The organism is Mesorhizobium sp. 10J20-29, from assembly GCF_054130485.1.
Map to the genome: position 1 here is coordinate 2,716,362 of NZ_CP199156.1, position 18,278 is coordinate 2,734,639.

An 18,278-nucleotide genomic window follows, 5' to 3' on the forward strand; every position below is an offset into this window, starting at 1 on the left:
CGTGGTCTCCTTTGAAACCACGTTATCCGATCGAGGCAGCCCGCGCAAAGCAGAGGGACGGTTTCGCCGCCGCAGCGCGATAGCGGGCGGTCAGTAGGCGTATTCGAGGAAGGCAGGCTCGATCGATCCGCCCCAGCGGGTGTGGTAGGCCGAAAGCATCTCTTCAGCGCTCGTGGTGCCGCGGGCGACCACCTCGTCCAGCGTGCTGAGAAAGCTGGTCTCGTCGTAACCGTCGCGGTTCTTCCGGTCGCGGTTGGTAAGGCCGGTTCGCGAGATATTGAGCACCTCGCGCGCCATCTCGCGCAGCGTCGAATTTCGGAACGGCGTTGCCATGCCCTTTTCCGGAACCGCATCGCGCATCGCCAGGACTTCGTCGAAACTCCAGTCGCGCGTCAGCGCCTCGGCCGCCTCTAGCGCCTCGGCATCGTAGAGCAATCCGACCCAGAAGGCCGGCAGCGCGCAGATGCGCCGCCACGGGCCGCCGTCGGCGCCGCGCATTTCCAGGAAGCGTTTCAGCCTGACATCGGGAAACAGCGTCGACAGATGGTTCGCCCAGTCGCCGATCGTCGGCACGCCGTCGGCAATCTCGTTATGCGCGGCCCCGGCCATGAACTGGCGGAAGGTCATGTGCGTCATGTCGTGGTAATGGCCGTCGCGGATGACGAAATACATCGGCACGTCGAGCGCCCAGTCGACATAGTCGAAGAAACCGAAATCGGGGGCGAAGCAGAATTCGAGAAGGCCGGAGCGCTGGTTGTCGGTGTCGCGCCAGATGTCGCCGCGCCAGCTCAGGAAGCCGTTGGGACGGCCCTCGGTAAAGGGCGAATTGGCAAACAGCGCCGTCGACAGCGGCTGCAGCTTCAGCGAGACCTGCATCTTGCGGCGCATGTCGGCCTCGCTCTCGAAGTCGAGATTCACCTGGATGGTGCAGGTGCGGTACATCATGTCGAGACCCTTGGTGCCGACCTTGGGCATGTAACGGGTCATGATGTCGTAGCGAGACTTCGGCATCTTGGGTGTCTCGGCGAGCGACCATTTCGGGCTCCCGCCGAGGCCGAGGAAGCGGATGCCCATCGGCTCGGCGATCTCGCGCACCTGCGCCAGATGCGCATTGCCTTCGCGGCAGGTCTGGTGGATCGTCTCCAGCGGCGCCCCGGACAGCTCGAACTGGCCGCCGGGCTCCAGGCTGATGGCGCCCTGGCCGGTCGGCTCGACCAGCCCGATAATGCGGCCCGCATCCATGATCGGATCCCAGCCGAGCTTCTCCTGCATGCCTTCGAGGATGGCGCGGATGCCGTTGGAGCCGCCATAGGGTACCGGCGCATTGCCATCGACATAGAAGGGGAATTTCTCGTGCTCGGTGCCGATGCGCCAGTCTTGGCGCGGCTTGTTGCCTTCGGCCAGATGCGCGACCAGTTCGTCGATGCTTTCGATCGGCCGGAAATCGGTTGTGTCGCGCGCCATGATGCTTCCTCGTCGCGACCCTGTAGATCGCCGGCGCTTGATGGACGAAATGTCAGGAGCGGATCAAGCGAAAAACGCTGAACCAGGGGTCAAGAGGAATTGATGGAGGGGGGCTCGCAAAGCGTCGGGCGAACGCCTACCAGTCGCCCACCGTCGCCTGAATGACCGCCAATGCAGCCACAGCGGCCGTGTCGGCCCGCAGGATGCGCGGTCCGAGCGGGATGGCCGTCACGAAGGGCAGGGCGCGCAGCATTTTGCGTTCGTCGTCCGAAAAGCCACCTTCCGGGCCGACCAGCAGCGCGAGCTTCTTCCCGGCGATGCCTTGCAGCGCGGGCAGGGGATTGTTGGTCTGCGCACTCTCGTCGCAGAAGATCAGCCGCCGGTCCTTCTCCCAGCCGGCCAGAAGCTTTTCGAACTTCACGGGTTCGCGGACTTCTGGAACGGCGAGGATGCCACATTGCTCGGCCGCCTCGACGGCGTTGGCGGCCAAGCGCTCGGTGCCGAACTTCGTCACCTGCGTATGCTGCGTGATGACCGGCTGCAACACGCCGGCGCCCATCTCCACCGCCTTCTGGACGAGATAGTCGAGCCGTCCCTGCTTCAGCGGCGCAAAGCAGTAGAGGAGATCGGGCAAGGCCGGCTGCGGGCGGGTTTGCTCCACGGCCTCCAGCCGGACCGCCTTCTTCGTCTTTGCCGCGACGCGCGCCAGCCATTCGCCGTCACGCCCGTTGAACAGAAGAAGTTCGGCATCTTCGGCCATGCGAAGGACATGGATGAGATAGTGGCTCTGCTCCGGGCTCGCCTCGACGGCGATGCCCTTGGCAAGGTCCTGCGGCACGAAAAGCCGCTGCATTTTGTAGTTGGCGCGCATCGCCGAGCAATGCGGCAGGGTGGCCTGCCGGTCAAGCGACTTGGTCGGCACACCAGCAGGTCGCGGGTTGAAGCCTGCGCGATGTTATTACAGGCCTGGCCCTGTTGCGAGCGTGCAACAGACTGTTTTTCTTGCGAATATCGCTACGCATGCCGTTGCGTCGCCTCTGCAATCCAGGGTAGAGAGGCGCAGTTTCGCCTGTGGGGACCCTATGCGTAAGATCCTTTTGTCCGCTTGCTGCCTGGCCGCGCTGGCTGCTGCCTCGTCCATGGCGCCGCAGGCCGCCCTTGCCCAGGATGCCGGGGCCGAGCCCGGCAAGCAGGGCTGGTGGGTCAGTGTCGAGGGCGGCGTCGCCTTCTCGGCCAGCGACGAGAGCCTGGATTTCAGAGACGACGACAAGCTGGGGGATCTTGATTCCCTCGCGCCCGGCGACGATGGCTTCGAGGCCCGGTTTGAGGCTGGCAAGCAGTTCGACCAGACCTGGGATCACAAGGTTGGCGTCGGTGTCCTGTCGTTTGGTGACGCCTCAGACCGCGGCGGATTCACCTTTGCCGAGCAGGATCTTGCCGTCGGCCTGGCGGATATCGAGGTCGGCTACCGTCCCGAATGGAATTCGGCGATGGATCTCAGGTTTTCGGCAGGCGTGCGGGGGCTCACCGCCTCGGGCAAATCGAATTGGTCGGATTTTCCGGAAGTCGGTGAGTTTACGGACAAGACGTGGGCGCTCGGGCCACGTTTCGGTGTCGAGGCCTCGGTGCCGGTGAATGTCGAGCGCGCGCTGAGCCTTGTCGGCTCGGTTGGCGTTGCGGCGCTGTTCGGCGAACGCAGCACCGATTACGAGATTGGCTTCCTGTCGCCAGCGCGGACCAGCTACTCGGAGTCGGTGACGATCTGGAACGTCGACGCATCCGTCGGGCTGAACAAGGCCATGTCCGACGGCTCGAGTTTCACCGTCGGCTACAGGGCCCAGGGTTTCGGCAACCTCGCTGCGAACCGCTTCAATGTCGGCAGCGACGGCATAACCGATTTCGTCGAGGATGGCGGCACGACGGTCATTGCTCACGGACCCTTCGCGAAATTCACGATCCCCTTGAACTAGATTGCGATCGGCGCCGCTACTTGCTGTGGACGGTTGCCTTGCGGCTGCCGCCGGCGGCAGTGTCGCGCTTGAAGAATACCCGCTGGTCCGGATGCAGGCGCCTGCAGGCCCTGATGATCGGCATCAGATATTCGTTTGAAGCGACCGAGACGATGGTCAGCGCGAAGGCGTTGGCCTTCGCCGGGTCCACCGGCTTGAGCGTGGTCTCGCTCCTCAGCCAGCGCTCGCCCTGTTCGACGGTGATCCTGAGCCAGCCGCAATAGCCGACCAGCGTATCGTCCCTGAGCAGGCAGACGTGGTTGCGCGTCGACAACTGATGCTTGAGCGCCATGACGAGACGTCCCGCCCGGTACTCCGAGAATGGCGGTTCCCGCGCCACGAAAGACATGACGAGGCCAAGCGCCTCCATGGAGGCCACCAGTTGGCGCGACGTGACACCGGCCGGGAGAGAAGGTTTTTCGGTATTATCGGACATTCGACTGCCTGAATCTGTTCACAGAACCACTGGCCTGCCGACCGGTTCCGATCCGCCCTATGCCGCATCGCCGATGAGCGCCACGCCGGCCTCGGCAGTAGGGTGCCAGACAGGGCGATATCCGCGGCTGAGAACGGCAATCGTCGTCGCCGGTGTCACGATGCACATCTCCTGCGGTCCGAAATTCGCGAAGGGGATCGCCCGGTCGTAGCCGCCAAAACTCCAGCGCAGCGCCTCGCCGCCGCGGATCGCATAATCGTATTGCCCGTCAAAGATCACGGCGCCGTCGGGCAACAGCCCGAGGCCCTGGCGGTCGAGCTCCACCATGCTGCCGCCGGACGCCAGCCTTTCGCGGTGCAGCCGCGCATCGATATCGGGCGCGCGCGGCGCCGCAATGCCGAACGCCGTGCCGAAGGCCGCTGCAAAGGCCTTTGCCTTTTCACGTTGGCAGAAAAAGCAGGGCCGGTGCCCGGCTGCCAGCGCCGTCACCTCATCGAGAAAGAACAGCTCCGTCCAGCCGGCCCTGTCTCCCACGCCGTTGCGTCCCATCGGTTCGCGCCGCCGGTCCTGGAAATCGCAGGCGCAGATGATCCAGGCCTTCGCCGTCCACCGCTTCTTCAGAAGCGTCTTGGTGGCCGGGTCATGGATGATGCCTCGGTTGCCGGTGAACAGGCCGCGTTCCGTGACGGCGTGGATGTCGCCGAACGGATCGACCCGGTTCTGGAGTGGCATAGTCTCTCCTCTCTTCTTGCCTGCCGGACTGCGTGCTATCGCTCGGCGGGCAATTCACCTGACAAAGGAATAGCATGCGCGTCCTCATCGTCCAGAATTTTGAGAAAACCGGCCTCGGCCAGATCGGCGTGGCGCTCGCGGAGGCTGGCGCGCAGATGGACATCCGTTATGCGCATCTGGGCGATCCGTTGCCGGCAGATGCTGCGGGCCACGACGCCATCGTGGTGCTCGGCGGCGGCCAGAACGCCCTTGATGATGCCAGCTCACCCTATTTCCCGGAACTGCTGGCGCTGATGCGCGATTTCGCCGATAGCGGGCGCGCCTTGCTCGGAATCTGCCTCGGCAGCCAGTTGCTGGCGCGTGCCTACGGCGCCGACAACCTGATCGGCGCGGCCAGCGAGTTCGGCTGGTGCGACGTGGCGCTGACTCCCGAGGCGGCCGACGACCCGGTCCTCTCCGCCGCCCCCGAGCGCTTCCCGATCTTCCAGTGGCACGACGATACCTTCACCCTGCCGCGCACCGGCACGAGGCTGGCCGGTAACATGGTTGCCCACAACCAGGCCTTCAGGATCGGCCGCGCCGCCTATGGCATCCAGTTTCACTTCGAGGCCGACCGCGCGATGGTCAGGCAGTGGAATGCCGATTTCGCCGAGACGATCGCGAAGAGCCAGCCCGACTGGCCGGCCCGCCATGCGGCAGCGGAGGCCAGGCATGCCGAGGACGCGGACCGGACCGGCCTGGCGCTGGCGCGCGCCTGGGTCGCCATCGTGTGAGAATCAGACCCTGCTGCCAATTTGGAGAGGGGCCGGGTCCGACGGCGTTGCATATTTGGCACGCCCGGTTTCTTTCGTGGCGTAAGCATGAATTCGCTCTGGCCTGAAGGTCCCGGGCTGCGTAGATGGTCGGCGTCTCTGGGAGGAGAATTTGATTCTCGTCGATGCAGTTTTCGCTCCCCGCGACATGGAGAGGATACAGGACTTGCCTATCAATGAGCGGATCAACCGCTCTGACGACGCAATCTGGATCGCAACTGATTAGTAACCCTATTTGTGCCAGATGTGGCGAGAGCAAGAACCTGAGATGAATCCCGTGAAAGCTGTGTTTCTTTCCTTCGTCATGCTGTCGGCGATCGCCCTCGGCGGACTTGGCATCTATGCCGCTGACGCCTCCAGCGGCCACGCGCCAATCGACGGTTACGGCGTTACCGTCTCACGCTGAGGCGTTCCCCACCGACAGTATCTGCTTGTCCGAACCCTCGATGACGAGGGCGGTCAGCACGCCCGACGCATAGGCGCCAGTGTCGACATTGACACGATTTGGCATGACCTCCGGCTCGACCACCGGCGTATGGCCATGCACCACGATCTTCTCGTAGAGCCCGACATGGCGGTGGAATTCGCGGCGGATCCAGATCATGTCTGACGGCACCTGCGCGTCGAGTGCGATGCCCGGCCGGATCCCGGCGTGGCAGAAGAAGAAGTCGCCAGCAACGTGCGTGTAGGGAAGCGCCTGCAGAAAGTCCCGGTGGCTCTGTGGCACGGCCGCCACCAGCTTCGCATGCGAGGCGGCAAAGGCCTTTGGGCTGGAAAAATCGAGCTCGACCCCGTAGGAGCGCGCCGTCTGCTTGCCTCCATACTCCACGAAGACCCCGTCGGGCGTGCCCTCCTTGAGGAAGTCGAGCATCGACAGGTCGTGGTTGCCCGCCACGCTGGCGATGCGCCTCTGGTCGTTTCCCGCGGACAGGATGAAGTCGATCACGCCTTTGGAGTCAGGGCCGCGGTCGACATAGTCGCCCAGATGGACGATCAGCCAGTCGCTGGCCGCGCGCTTCTTGCGGTCGGCCGCGATCGAATCGTATAGACGGGTAAGCAGGTCGAGCCGCCCGTGCACGTCGCCGATCGCATAGACCACAGTGTCATCGGGTCCGCGCGCGTCGAGGAAATGAATGCCGCCCCCAGCCAATTATCCGCCGACCACGAGCAGGTGCAGCGCGCGCGGCCCATGCGCGCCAAGTATCAGTTTCTGCTCGATGTCGCCGGAGCGGGAAGGTCCGGAGATCAGGTTGACGGTACGCGGCATCTCGCCCTTGCCGAAACGCGTGCGGATCCCGGCGATCGCTGTTTCCAGGTCTCCCTTGATCGAGGTTACGTCGATCACCACGATATGGTGCTCGGGCAGGAAGTTGATCGTCGTCGGATTGTCGGCGCCCGACACCATCACCACGGTTCCGGTCTCTGCGACGCCGCCGAAGGCGTGGCTGACGCCAACCTCGTCATTGCCGTCCGACGGACCGTGCCTGACCTCGAGAGCGCCCTCCTGCGACCAGGGCAGGTCGGACAGCCGTGGGTCGTCGCCCATGCGCACCGATTGCGGCAGGTTCTTCTGCCTGAGGTAGCCTGCCACCGCCGCGGGCACCGCGTCGGCGCTCGCCAGCCGCTCGACGCTGGCGAAGAGTTTCACGGCCTGGGCGCAGAACAGATCGATCCGCTCCTTCGCCGGCAGTTGCCCGCGCGCCGGGATGATGCCCGGCTCCGACTTGGTCAAGCGTTCGTTCACCGCCGCCAGCCGCGCCGTATCGCCGGCCTTCGCCTTGAGCGCCGTCCGAACCTTGCCCAGAATTGCCTCGCGACCGCTCATCGTGCACCTGCCGGCCTGGCGCTGCGCACCTGCTGCATGAAGGTCTTGCCCTGCGGCGCCGGCAGTTCGCGGTGCTTGGTCCATCCGCCGGCCAGCGGCAGCCAGCCGAAGCGCTGGCTCTTGCCGCCAAGCAGCGACAGCAGCGGCATGCCGATGGCCGTCATCGCCTGGTAAAGCGCCGGGCGTCTCGCGAAGAAGGCCCAGAACTTCAGCCCGCTGCGCGCTGCGGCCGGATTCAGCCCGCGCTCGAACTCGCGCTCGCGCCAGTGCCGCATCATCTTGGGCAGCGGTATCTTCATCGGGCAGACGCTCTCGCAGCGGCCGCAGAAAGTCGAGGCGTTGGGCAGGTGCCCGGCCTTGTCGACGCCGATCAGCGACGGCGTCAGCACTGCGCCCATCGGGCCGGGATAGACCCAGCCATAGGCGTGGCCGCCGACCGCGTGATAGACCGGGCAGTGGTTCATGCAGGCGCCGCAGCGAATGCAGCGCAGCATTTCCTGGAATTCCGTGCCGAGCATCGACGATCGGCCATTGTCCAGCAACACCACATGGTATTCCCCGGGCCCGTCGACGTCGCCCTCGCGCCGTGGTCCGGTCGACATGGTGGTGTAGACGCTCATGTCCTGGCCGGTCGCCGAGCGCGCCAGAACGCGCAGGATCTGGCTGGCATCCTCCAGCGTCGGCACGATCTTCTCGATCGAGGCCACCGCGATATGCACCTTGGGCAGGATCTGCGTCAGGTCACCATTGCCCTCGTTGGTGACGATGATCGAGGTACCCGTCTCGGCAATCAGAAAATTGGCGCCGGTGATTCCGACATCGGCGGCGAAGTATTCTTCACGCAGCACCTTGCGCGCCTCGTTGAGCAGCGCTTCCGGCTCCCTGAGATCGCGTGCTGCATCGAGATGCGTATGCACGCGGCGGAAGTCGGCCTCGACCTGGCTCTGCGTGACATGCACGGCCGGCGCGATGATGTGGCTCGGATGCTCGTGGCGCAGCTGGATGATGTATTCGCCAAGGTCGGTCTCGACCGGGCGGATGCCCTTCTCCTCGAGGAAGTCGTTGAGCGCGATCTCCTCGGTGATCATCGACTTGCCCTTGGTCACTGTCTTGGCGTTGGCCTTGCGGCAGATGTCGAGGATGATGTTGCGCGCGTCCTCCGCGCTCTCGGCCCAGTGCACATGGCCGCCGGAGGCGACGACCTTTTTCTCGTAGGCTTCGAGATAGAGGTCGAGATTGGCCAGCGCATGGTCCTTGATGGCGCGGGCACTGTCGCGCAGCGCGTCGAATTCTGGCAGCGCCTCGACCGCCTTCAGCCGCTTGTCGATGAAGCCCGAGCGAACATTGCCGAGCGCTTGCTGCAACTGCACGTCGGCCAGCGCGCCCTTGGCGTTCTGCTTGAAGGCGGGGGAGGTGATTTGCATGCGCCTATCCCTTCCCGCCGATGGGGGCTGCATCGGTCATCCCGGCCAGCACTTCGGCGACGTGCCTCACCTCGACGGCCGATCCCTGCCGCTTCAGCTTGCCGGCCATGTTCATCAGGCAGCCGAGGTCGCCGGCCAGCAGCGTCTGTGCGCCCGACGCCTCGATGCAGCCGGTCTTCTGCTCGACGATGGCGTTGGAAATGTCGGGATATTTGACGCAGAACGTGCCGCCGAAGCCGCAGCACACGTCGGCATCCTTCAGCTCGACCAGTTCCAGCCCGTCGATTGAGCGCAGCAGCTTGCGCGGCTGCGCCTTGATGTTGAGCTCGCGCAGGCCCGAGCAGGAATCGTGGTAGGTGACGCTGCCGGCCTCGCTGCCGGCCACCGCCGTGACGCCGCGCACGTCGGCCAGGAAGCTGACCAGCTCGTGCACCTTGGCCGAAAAGTCCCTTGCCCGCGCTTCCCATTCAGGTTCGCCGGAAAACAGCCCCGGATAGTGCTTCTTCAGCATGCCGGCGCAGGAGCCTGAGGGCGCGACAACGTAGTCGAACGCCTCGAAGGCCTCGATCGTGTTTTCCGCGATTGCCCTGCTGTCCGCCCGGTCGCCGGAATTGTAGGCCGGCTGGCCGCAGCAGGTCTGCGTCATCGGCACCTCGACGGTGCAGCCTGCATCTTCCAGCAGCTTGATCGCGGCAAAGCCGACCGACGGTCGGAAGAGATCGACGAGGCACGTCACGAACAGCCCGACGCGGGGATTTTGATCAGGCACTCTTTTCTCCACTCTTTTCGGTTCGTTGCCGCAGCCGCAGCCGCGATACGCGCTCCCAGTCGCCCGTGCGCTCCGCCTCGGCCATGCCCTTCTCGACATAGGTTATGTGATCCATCGCCGCCTCGCGCGCCGCCTTCGCGTCGCCGCGCCGCACGGCGTCATGGATCGCCAGGTGCTGGTCCAGCAGCGCGTCGCGCGCGCCGGGCTGCGCGAACAGGAGCAGCCGGTTCTGGAACACGCCGTCAGACAACAGGCGGTAGCAGGAACGCAGCGTGTGCAGCAGGATGATGTTGTGTGCGCACTCGCCGATGGCGTTGTGGAACTCGACGTCGATCGCGGCTTCTTCGGCCAGGTCGTTTGCGCCATGCGCGGCCTTCATGCGCGCCACGATGGCGTCGAGCAGCGCAAGGTCGTCCGCCGTGGCGCGCCGCGCCGCGTAGTCCGCAGCGACGCCTTCGATCTCGCGCCGGTATTCGAGATAGTCGCGCGCCGCCTTGGGGTGGGTCGAGATCAGTTCCATGACCGGCTGGGTGAAGACCTGCCCGATCACGTCCGCGACATGCGTGCCGCCGCCATGCCGCGTCACCAGCAGGCCGCGGGCTTCGAGCAATTTCAGTGCGTCCCTCAGGATCGGGCGCGACACCTCGAATTGCTTGGCCAGCTCGCGCTCGCCGGGCAGCCGGTCGCCCACCCTCAGCACGCCTTCGAGGATCAGGCTCTCGATCTGCTGCACCACCTCGTCGGCGGTGCGCGAATGCTCTATTCTGGAAAATATCGCGCCCAAGGCGTGGTCCCGGAAATGGATCGGAGGGTGGCAGGATAGTGCGATCGGGGCAAACTGGTCAAATAATTTATCCAGTTTCGGGCCCCCACCTGCGCTTTCCTGAAAGCCTGTCCGCGACAACGTTCCGCATAGGAATTGCCAGAGACTTGCTGTAGGCGGAAAATCGAGGGAGCCCGCCATTGTCCGATACGCCCGAAGAAATCAGGACGCCATCGACCCTGACCGGCAGCGTGATGGGTTTCCCGGCCTATGGCGGTCGCTCCGAAGCGATAGGCGAAGTCCACTCCCGCCCGCACCCGCCGATCGAACAGCCGCGCGCGCTGATCCAGCTGGCCTTCATGACCGAGGGCGGTGCAGCCGTCGACCGCGCCGTGCTGTCGGAACTGTCCCGTCGATTGGGTACGGCCGCGCCCGACAAGCAGGCCCGCCACCATGCGATGAACTGGGGCAAGGGCACGCTGCGCTGGGAGCGCCATACCGAGTTCTCGACCTATCTCTATGAAGGCCCGCTCGCCTCGACGGGTCGCTCGCCGGAGGAAAGCCCGTTCGGCAACGGCTTCAGCCCGCCAGGCACGGTGATCTCCGGCATCCGGCTGGAGATCCGCAAGTGGACGCCGGCTGCCGAGAAGCTGATTGCCGGCTTCGACGCCTCAAGTCTCTGCTACTCCCTGGTCGAGAATGAAAAGGCCGCGATTGTCACCGATTTCAGGCAGGACGGCGACGGCCTGACGCGCATTCTCGTGCTGGAGCGCGGGTTGACCCCGCAGCGCACGGGAGCGCTCTGCCAGCGCCTGATGGATATCGAGACCTACCGCACGCTGGCGCTGCTCGGCCTGCCGCTGGCGCAGTCCCTTTCGGCGCGGGTGCGGCGCATCGAGGACCGGCTGGCGGCCATCACGGCGGCCATGAAGGCGCCGGACAGCCGCAACAGCCAGGAACTGCTGGCCGAACTGACCGAGCTTGCAGCAGAACTCGAAGCCGACGCGGCGTCCAGCCTCTACCGATTCGGCGCCAGCCGCGCCTATGACGGCATCGTCGCCGAGCGTCTGCTGGCGCTCGACGAGGTGGCTGTGCCTGGCTACGACACCTGGGCGACCTTCCTGCAGCGGCGCGTCGCGCCGGCCATGCGCACGTGCCGCTCGGTTGAGGAGCGCCAGGCCAACCTGTCGCGCAAGCTGACCCGCGCGACCCAGTTGCTGCGCACCTGGGTCGATGTCGAGGTGGAAAAGCAGAACCGCGACCTGCTCGCCTCGATGAACAACCGCGCCCGGCTGCAACTGCGCCTGCAGCAGACCGTCGAGGGTCTTTCGGTGGCCGCCGTCTCCTACTACGTGGTCGGCCTGATCGGCTACCTCGCCAAGGGAACCAGCGTCTTCGGCAAGGTGGTTGCCCCCGAACTGATCACCGCGGCCTCTGTGCCGGTAGCGCTTCTCGTGGTCTGGTGGCTTGTCCGCAAGGCCCGGCGCGTGCACGAATAGCGCCTCTGGCCGTCGCCCGTTTCCCAATGCCTGACCGCACGCCCAAGAGGTTTGCGCTGGCTGCGATTAACAGGTAAAACCTTTTTACCAGTTGAACCTTGCGGGGAATGCGATGTCCGGCCTGGCCATGCCGAAGCCCGATGCCGAAACGATGCGGCGCCGCGACGAGATCGTCGCCGGCCTGAGCGCCATCGTGCCGGGGGAGGGCGTCGTCGATGCAGTCAACGAAATGCGCGCTTTCGAAAGTGACGGGCTGACCGCCTACAGGCAATTGCCGCTGGTCGTCGTGCTGCCGGAAACCGTCGGCCAGGTGTCGCGCATCCTGAAATTCTGCAACGAGCGCAACATCCGCGTCGTGCCACGCGGCTCGGGCACCTCGCTGTCGGGCGGCGCGCTGCCGCTGGAAGACGCCGTGCTGCTCGTCATGAGCCGCTTCAACCGCATCCTCGGGATCGACTATCCGAACCGTGTCGTCGTCGCCCAGCCGGGCGTCACAAATCTCGGCATCTCGACCGCCGTCGAGCAGGAGGGTTTCTACTACGCCCCCGATCCGTCCTCGCAGATCGCCTGCTCGATCGGCGGCAATGTCGCGGAGAATTCCGGCGGCGTGCACTGCCTGAAGTATGGCCTGACCGCCAACAACGTGCTGGGCATCGAGATGGTGCTTATGGATGGCGAGGTCGTGCGCCTCGGCGGCCGGCATCTCGATTCGGAAGGCTACGACCTGCTTGGCGTCATGACCGGTTCGGAGGGTCTGCTCGGCGTCGTCACCGAGGTCACGGTGCGCATCTTGAAGAAGCCGGAGACGGCGCGCGCGTTGCTGATCGGTTTTCCGTCGAGCGAGCAGGGCGGGCAATGCGTCGCCGACATCATAGGAGCGGGCATCATCCCCGGCGGCATGGAGATGATGGATCGGCCGGCCATCCACGCCGCCGAGGATTTCGTCCATGCCGGCTATCCGCTCGAATGCGAGGCGCTGCTGATCGTCGAACTCGATGGTCCGGGCGTCGAGGTCGACCACCTGATCGGACTGGTCGAGCAGATCGCGCACAAGAACGGCTCGACAACCTGCCAGATCTCGTCATCGGAGGTCGAGCGGCTGAATTTCTGGGCCGGGCGCAAGGCGGCCTTCCCGGCGGTCGGCCGCATCTCGCCCGACTATTACTGCATGGACGGCACCATCCCGCGCAAGCAGCTGCCGCGGGTGCTGGCCGGCATGCGCGAGATGTCGGAGAAATACGGCCTGCGTGTCGCCAACGTCTTTCACGCCGGCGACGGCAACCTGCATCCGCTGATCCTTTACGATGCCAACGTCCCGGGCGAGCTCGACAAGGCCGAGAGCTTCGGCGCCGACATCCTGCGGCTCTGCGTCGAGGTCGGCGGCGTGCTGACTGGCGAGCATGGCGTCGGCGTCGAGAAGCGTGACCTGATGCCGGAAATGTTCAACGAGATCGACCTCAACCAGCAGATGCGCGTCAAATGCGCCTTTGACCCCAACCATCTGCTCAACCCCGGTAAGGTCTTCCCGCAGTTGCGCCGCTGCGCCGAACTCGGCCGCATGCACATTTCCGGCGGCAAGCTGCCGTTCCCGAACATTCCGAGGTTTTGACGGCCCGCCCCATGACCACCTTCATGCCCTTTTCCCAGACCGACGTGCTGGACGCAGTGAAGTGGGCGCTGTCGGAAGACGCGCCGCTCGAAATCTTCGGCCATGGCTCGCGGCGCGGCATTGGCCGGCCGATGCAGTGCGAGCATGCGCTCGACCTGTCGGGCCTGTCCGGAGTCACGCTTTACGAGCCCGAGGAACTGGTCCTGTCGGCCAAGGCCGGCACGCCGCTGATCGACATTGAGCGCCTCCTGGCCAAGCACAGGCAGGAACTAGCCTTCGAACCGATGAACTGCACGCGGCTGTTCGGCGGTACGCCCACCCAGACCGACAAGACCGGAACGATCGGCGGCGCGCTCGCCACCAATCTTTCCGGTCCGCGCCGGCTGCGCGCGGGCGCGGTGCGTGACCACGTGCTGGGCGTCAACGCCGTGTCGGGTCGAGGCGAGCTGTTCAAGTCGGGCGGACGCGTCGTCAAGAATGTTACCGGCTACGACCTCTCCAAGCTGATGGCCGGATCCTGGGGCACGCTCGCCGTCGTGACCGACATTACCGTGAAAGTGCTGCCTGCGGCCGAAACGCAGACGACGCTCGTCATCCGCGGCCTGACAGACGAGCTGGCGACCGCCGCCATGGCCCTGGCACTCGGCTCGAGCGCCGAGGTTTCGGCCGCCGCGCATCTGCCCTATGGCGTCACGCAGCGCGTCGCCAGCGACATGCGCGGCGACGATGCGGCGACGCTGCTGCGCGTCGAGGGGTTTGGGCCGTCGGTCGCCTACCGCGTCGATACGCTGAAGAGGCTGCTCGAAAATGCCGGTCCGCTGTCGGAAGTCGGAGCGCAGTTTTCGAAACCCCTGTGGCGCGACATCCGCGACTGCGTCCCCTTCGCCGACGGCACCGAGCGTCCGGTCTGGCGCGTCTCTATGGCGCCGTCCGAGGCGCACAAGATGGTTCTGGCGCTGCGCATGGAAACCGGCGCCGACGCCTATTACGATTGGCAGGGCGGTCTTGTCTGGCTGCGAATGGAGGCCGAGCCCGAGGCCGAGACGCTGCGCAGGCTGATCGCCGATTTCGGCGGCGGCCATGCCACGCTGATGCGCGCCAGCCCCGCCTGGCGCGCCGCCGTTCCCGTCTTCGAGCCGCAGCCGGCCCCGCTCGCCGCACTGGCCGCGCGGCTGAAGGTCGAGTTCGATCCCAAGGGGATACTCAGCCCGGGCCGCATGGTGTCCAGCGCGCCGTCTGCTAAGGTTGCCGCAACCGAAGAGGAGAGGAGCGAGTCATGAGCGACAGCAATCCCCAACCGGCGACGCCGCGCAAGACCGACAGCTGGCTCGAGCCCGGCCCGACCAACGTCATGGTCATCTACATTCTCTATCTGGCCGGACTCGTCATCGGCGTGAGCGGACTGGTCGGCATCGTGCTGGCCTATGTCAACCGCGGCAAGGCCGGCGGCTTCATCGAGAGCCACTACACCTGGCTGATCCGCACCTTCTGGATCGGCCTGCTCTATGCGCTCGTATCAGCCGTGCTGATGCTGCTCGCCATCGGCTTCCTGCTGATGTTCGCGGTCGCCGTCTGGTTCATCGTCCGCTGCATCATCGGGCTGCAGGCGCTGGGCCGCAACGAGCCGATCAAGAACCCCGAAAGCTGGATCATTTAGGGCGAAAGCCCAAGTCGAGGAATTGTCATCGCGTGCAGACCACATTCACCGCCGAGCAGCTGGCCGACCCGCATGTCGAGGAGTCGGAGAAGATCCTGCGCAAATGCGTGCATTGCGGCTTCTGCACGGCCACATGCCCGACCTATGTGACACTCGGCAACGAGCTCGATAGTCCGCGCGGGCGCATCTACCTGATCAAGGACATGCTGGAGAACGGCCGCGCGGCCGACGAGCAGATCGTCACCCATATCGACCGCTGCCTGTCCTGCCTCGCCTGCATGACGACCTGCCCGTCGGGCGTAAACTACATGCACCTCGTTGATCACGCCCGCGCGCATATCCAGAAGACCTACACCCGCGCACCGGCCGACCGCTTCATCCGTTCGCTGCTTGCCTTCGTGCTGCCGAAGCCCGGCCGCTTCCGGCTGGCGCTAAGGCTGGCGCGGCTCGGCCAGCCATTTGCCAGCCTGTTCGAGCGCACGCCATCGCTGAAGCCTCTGGCGGCGATGCTGAGGCTCGCGCCCGCCACCGTGCCGCCGAAATCGCCGACCTCGCGCCCCGGCAATCATCCGGCCGATGGCGTGTCGCTCGGCCGCGTCGCCATCCTCACCGGCTGTGCCCAGCCGGTGCTCGATCCCGGCATCAACGAGGCGGCGATATCGCTGCTCACCAGGCTTGGCATCGACGTCGTGGTTCCGAAGGGCGAGGGCTGCTGCGGCGCGCTGGTGCATCACATGGGCCGCGAGGAGCAGGCGCTGGCCTCGGCGCGCCGCAACGTCGACGCCTGGACGCGCGAGATCGATCGGGGCGGGCTCGACGCCATCATCGTCACCACCTCGGGCTGCGGCACGACGATCAAGGATTACGGCTTCATGCTTAGGCTCGACCCTGCCTATGCCGAGAAGGCGAAAAGGGTTTCCGAGCTGGCGAAGGACATCACGGAATATCTGGCGACGCTCGACCTGCCCGAGCCGCCGCAAAAATCGGGCCTTGAGGTCGCCTACCACTCTGCTTGTTCGATGCAGCACGGCCAGAAGATCGTCCGCCAGCCCAAGGAACTGCTGGCCAAGGCCGGCTTCGTCGTGCGCGAGCCGCGGGAGGGTCATCTCTGCTGCGGCTCGGCCGGCACCTACAACATCATGCAGCCGGAAATTTCGGCCAGGCTGCGCGAGCGCAAGGTGAAGAACATCGAGGCCACGGGTGCTGCGCTTGTCGCCACCGGCAACATCGGCTGCATCACGCAGATCGCCTCGGCCGCCTCGCTGCCCATCGTCCACACGGTCGAGTTGCTCGACTGGGCCTATGGCGGCAGGCGGCCGAAGGGCCTGCCCGACACCGCCTCGCTGCAAGCCGCCGAATAGCTACTCGGCCGCCAGGCTGTCGCGCTCGACACCGTAGGTCGCCTGGTAGAGCGAGCGCTGCCGGTTGAGCGCGACGATGGTGTTGCGTAGCAGGATCGCGACCGTCACCGGCCCGACGCCACCCGGCACCGGCGTGATCCACGAGGCGACCTGACGCACGCTGTCGGTGTCGACATCGCCGACGATCCGCGTCGATCCGTCGGACAATGTCTCGCTGTTGATGCCGATGTCGATGACCGCGGCGCCGGGCTTCACCATGTCGGCCTTGATCAGCCGGGGCTTGCCGACAGCGACGAACAGCGCGTCGGCCCGGCGGGCATGCGCGGCGACCGAGCGGGTCATATGGTGGCACACCGTCACCGTCGCCCCCTCGCTCATCAGCAGGAACGCGATCGGCTTGCCGACGATCTCGGAATGGCCGACCACGACCACCTCGAGCCCCTTGAGGTCGAGCCCGGTCTCCTTCAGCAGCTCGACCGATGCCGCCGCCGTGCAGGGAGCAAGATCGAGCTCGTTGTAGACGATGTTGCCGATCGAGGCCGGGTGCATGCCCTCGACGTCCTTTAGGGGATGCACGGAAGCCTGGATCGCCTTGATCGGGATATGCGCCGGTGTCGGCCGCTGGATGATGATGCCGGTAACGCGCGGGTCGGCGTTCATGGCGTGGATCGCGGCCTCCAGTTCGGCGGCCGTCACCTCGGCGGGAAAGCGCCGCTCCTCGAAACCGATGCCGGCCATCTCGGCCTTGGCTCGCTGGTTGCGCACATAGACGTCGACCGCATCGACATCGCCGACCGTTACCGAGACCAGCTTCGGCGGAAAACCCTGCTCGGTTGAAAGCGCCGCGGCCTCGCGCACTTCGGCGATGATGCGGGCGGCAACCGGGCCGCCCTTCAGGGTGCGCGTGTCTTCGATCGACATGGGAGGAGTCCTGTTGATGGATCGCCACTATCGCGCACGCGCCAGGAGCGCAATACGACAAATGCGAAACGGGCTGGCCATCCCGCGACGCGCGCGCCGCTCAGGTCGGGCCGTGCTGAAACAGGAAAGGGCGGGCGGCCTTTTGCCGGCCGCTCCGCCCTTGCCGGCAGGCCGTGCCCCCACGCCCGGCCCGTCCCCCGACCCGTGAATGTTAAATGACGATGACCGTCGTGCCGACGCCGGCCCGTTCGTAGAGCTCGATCACGTCCTCGTTGCGCATGCGGATGCAGCCCGACGACACGGCGCGCCCGATCGTCCAGGGCTGGTTGGTGCCGTGGATGCGGTAGAGCGTCGAGCCGAGATAGAGAGCGCGTGCGCCGAGCGGATTCTCCGGCCCGCCAGCCATGTGCACCGGCAGGTTGCGGCCCTTGGCGCGCTCGCGGGCGATCATCTCCGCCGGCGGGCGCCAGTCCGGCCACTCCCGCTTCTGCGTGATCTTGTGCGTGCCGGCCCACTCGAAGCCGGGCTTTCCGGTGCCGACGCCGTAGCGCCGCGCCTTGCCGCCCTGCTCGACCAGGAACAGGAAGTTCTGGTTGGTGTCGATGATGATGGTGCCCGGCTTGTGCGGCCCGTCATAGTCGACCACCTGCGGCAGGAACATCGGATCCATCTGGGGCTGCGCCTGGCGCTGCGGCTTTGGCTGCGGCTGCCGCCCGATCACCGCGGAGGTGCGAACCGGGTCCTGCCGGCCCCCCATCAGGCTGCGGATCCGCCGGTCAGCCTCGCGCTGGGTGACCGCCGGCTGCTGCCGCCTGAGCACCTTGCCAGGCGTGCGGCCAAGCTGCAAAAGCCAAGGCGCCGAGAGATCGGGGCTGACGACTACCGGCGGACGCTCGGCATAACGGTCGTTGGCAGAGGCCGGGACGGCGGAAACGGCGATCAGGGCCGAACTGACAAGCACAACAAGTTTCTTCATGACACGCTCTCAACACGGGGA

19 protein-coding genes are annotated in these 18,278 nt (G+C 65.7%); 8 read left to right on the forward strand and 11 right to left on the reverse strand.

The window, feature by feature from the left end; genetic code table 11:
• Window positions 1–90 precede the first annotated feature (90 nt).
• Window positions 91–1,464 (reverse strand): glutamate--cysteine ligase, encoded by a 1,374-nt coding sequence (locus tag ACT2BZ_RS12980; protein WP_457935564.1) that lies wholly within the window; start codon window positions 1,462–1,464, stop codon window positions 91–93.
• A gap of 136 nt (window positions 1,465–1,600) precedes the next feature.
• On the reverse strand, window positions 1,601–2,335 hold the full coding sequence (locus ACT2BZ_RS12985) for a 16S rRNA (uracil(1498)-N(3))-methyltransferase (RefSeq protein ID WP_457941301.1): 735 nt from the start codon (window positions 2,333–2,335) through the stop codon (window positions 1,601–1,603).
• Window positions 2,336–2,546: 211 nt separating this feature from the next.
• Between ACT2BZ_RS12985 and ACT2BZ_RS12990 the strand changes: the two genes are divergently transcribed.
• Window positions 2,547–3,434, forward strand: a complete 888-nt coding sequence (locus tag ACT2BZ_RS12990) for a hypothetical protein (RefSeq protein ID WP_457935565.1) — start codon at window positions 2,547–2,549, stop codon at window positions 3,432–3,434.
• Between the two features lie 16 nt (window positions 3,435–3,450).
• On the opposite strand, the gene ACT2BZ_RS12995 is transcribed toward ACT2BZ_RS12990, so the two are convergent.
• The gene (locus tag ACT2BZ_RS12995) at window positions 3,451–3,909 is read right to left on the reverse strand and encodes a hypothetical protein (RefSeq protein ID WP_457935566.1); all 459 of its coding nucleotides are present in this window, start codon (window positions 3,907–3,909) and stop codon (window positions 3,451–3,453) included.
• 57 nt (window positions 3,910–3,966) lie between these two features.
• On the reverse strand, window positions 3,967–4,641 hold the full coding sequence (locus tag ACT2BZ_RS13000) for a hypothetical protein (RefSeq protein ID WP_457935567.1): 675 nt from the start codon (window positions 4,639–4,641) through the stop codon (window positions 3,967–3,969).
• A gap of 74 nt (window positions 4,642–4,715) precedes the next feature.
• On the opposite strand from ACT2BZ_RS13000, the gene ACT2BZ_RS13005 reads away from it, so the two are divergent.
• Both ACT2BZ_RS13005 and ACT2BZ_RS13010 read left to right on the forward strand, forming a co-directional pair.
• Window positions 4,716–5,414, forward strand: a complete 699-nt coding sequence (locus tag ACT2BZ_RS13005; RefSeq protein WP_457935568.1) for a type 1 glutamine amidotransferase — start codon at window positions 4,716–4,718, stop codon at window positions 5,412–5,414.
• A 307-nt stretch (window positions 5,415–5,721) separates the two neighbouring features.
• Window positions 5,722–5,859, forward strand: a complete 138-nt coding sequence (locus ACT2BZ_RS13010) for a hypothetical protein (RefSeq protein WP_457935569.1) — start codon at window positions 5,722–5,724, stop codon at window positions 5,857–5,859.
• On the opposite strand, the gene ACT2BZ_RS13015 is transcribed toward ACT2BZ_RS13010, so the two are convergent.
• From ACT2BZ_RS13015 to ACT2BZ_RS13035, 5 genes are read right to left on the reverse strand one after another with little or no spacing between them, the layout of a single operon-like run.
• Window positions 5,851–6,603, reverse strand: coding sequence for a metallophosphoesterase (locus ACT2BZ_RS13015; protein ID WP_457935570.1), 753 nt, complete (start codon window positions 6,601–6,603; stop codon window positions 5,851–5,853). The two genes, ACT2BZ_RS13010 and ACT2BZ_RS13015, sit on opposite strands and share 9 nt — an antisense overlap.
• Window positions 6,604–7,278: a LutC/YkgG family protein gene (locus ACT2BZ_RS13020; RefSeq protein ID WP_457935571.1), complete on the reverse strand. Its 675-nt coding sequence runs from the start codon at window positions 7,276–7,278 to the stop codon at window positions 6,604–6,606.
• On the reverse strand, window positions 7,275–8,702 hold the full coding sequence (locus ACT2BZ_RS13025; protein WP_457935572.1) for a LutB/LldF family L-lactate oxidation iron-sulfur protein: 1,428 nt from the start codon (window positions 8,700–8,702) through the stop codon (window positions 7,275–7,277). The genes ACT2BZ_RS13020 and ACT2BZ_RS13025 overlap by 4 nt, the downstream gene beginning before the upstream one ends.
• Before the next feature lie 4 nt (window positions 8,703–8,706).
• Window positions 8,707–9,471 carry a (Fe-S)-binding protein gene (locus ACT2BZ_RS13030; protein ID WP_457935573.1) on the reverse strand — a complete coding sequence of 255 codons (765 nt, stop codon included), beginning with the start codon at window positions 9,469–9,471 and terminating at the stop codon, window positions 8,707–8,709.
• Window positions 9,464–10,255 (reverse strand): FCD domain-containing protein, encoded by a 792-nt coding sequence (locus ACT2BZ_RS13035; RefSeq protein ID WP_457935574.1) that lies wholly within the window; start codon window positions 10,253–10,255, stop codon window positions 9,464–9,466. The genes ACT2BZ_RS13030 and ACT2BZ_RS13035 overlap by 8 nt, the downstream gene beginning before the upstream one ends.
• Window positions 10,256–10,488: 233 nt before the next feature.
• On the opposite strand from ACT2BZ_RS13035, the gene ACT2BZ_RS13040 reads away from it, so the two are divergent.
• The 5 genes from ACT2BZ_RS13040 to glcF all read left to right on the forward strand — a co-directional run bounded on the left by ACT2BZ_RS13040 (window position 10,489) and on the right by glcF (window position 16,360).
• Window positions 10,489–11,733: a DUF3422 family protein gene (locus ACT2BZ_RS13040; protein WP_457941302.1), complete on the forward strand. Its 1,245-nt coding sequence runs from the start codon at window positions 10,489–10,491 to the stop codon at window positions 11,731–11,733.
• 112 nt (window positions 11,734–11,845) lie between these two features.
• On the forward strand, window positions 11,846–13,342 hold the full coding sequence (locus ACT2BZ_RS13045; RefSeq protein ID WP_457935575.1) for an FAD-linked oxidase C-terminal domain-containing protein: 1,497 nt from the start codon (window positions 11,846–11,848) through the stop codon (window positions 13,340–13,342).
• An 11-nt stretch (window positions 13,343–13,353) separates the two neighbouring features.
• Window positions 13,354–14,622, forward strand: a complete 1,269-nt coding sequence (locus tag ACT2BZ_RS13050; protein WP_457935576.1) for an FAD-binding protein — start codon at window positions 13,354–13,356, stop codon at window positions 14,620–14,622.
• The gene (locus ACT2BZ_RS13055) at window positions 14,619–14,999 is read left to right on the forward strand and encodes a DUF4870 family protein (protein ID WP_457935577.1); all 381 of its coding nucleotides are present in this window, start codon (window positions 14,619–14,621) and stop codon (window positions 14,997–14,999) included. The genes ACT2BZ_RS13050 and ACT2BZ_RS13055 overlap by 4 nt, the downstream gene beginning before the upstream one ends.
• A gap of 32 nt (window positions 15,000–15,031) precedes the next feature.
• Entirely contained in the window at window positions 15,032–16,360 is a 1,329-nt protein-coding gene (glcF, locus tag ACT2BZ_RS13060) for a glycolate oxidase subunit GlcF (RefSeq protein ID WP_457935578.1), read from the forward strand.
• Here the strand turns inward: glcF and ACT2BZ_RS13065 are convergent, their stop codons facing one another.
• Together ACT2BZ_RS13065 and ACT2BZ_RS13070 are read right to left on the reverse strand one after the other, a co-directional pair.
• Window positions 16,361–17,281 carry a bifunctional 5,10-methylenetetrahydrofolate dehydrogenase/5,10-methenyltetrahydrofolate cyclohydrolase gene (locus ACT2BZ_RS13065; RefSeq protein ID WP_457935579.1) on the reverse strand — a complete coding sequence of 307 codons (921 nt, stop codon included), beginning with the start codon at window positions 17,279–17,281 and terminating at the stop codon, window positions 16,361–16,363.
• A gap of 211 nt (window positions 17,282–17,492) precedes the next feature.
• Window positions 17,493–18,257, reverse strand: coding sequence for a L,D-transpeptidase (locus ACT2BZ_RS13070; protein WP_457935580.1), 765 nt, complete (start codon window positions 18,255–18,257; stop codon window positions 17,493–17,495).
• Window positions 18,258–18,278: the final 21 nt, after the last annotated feature.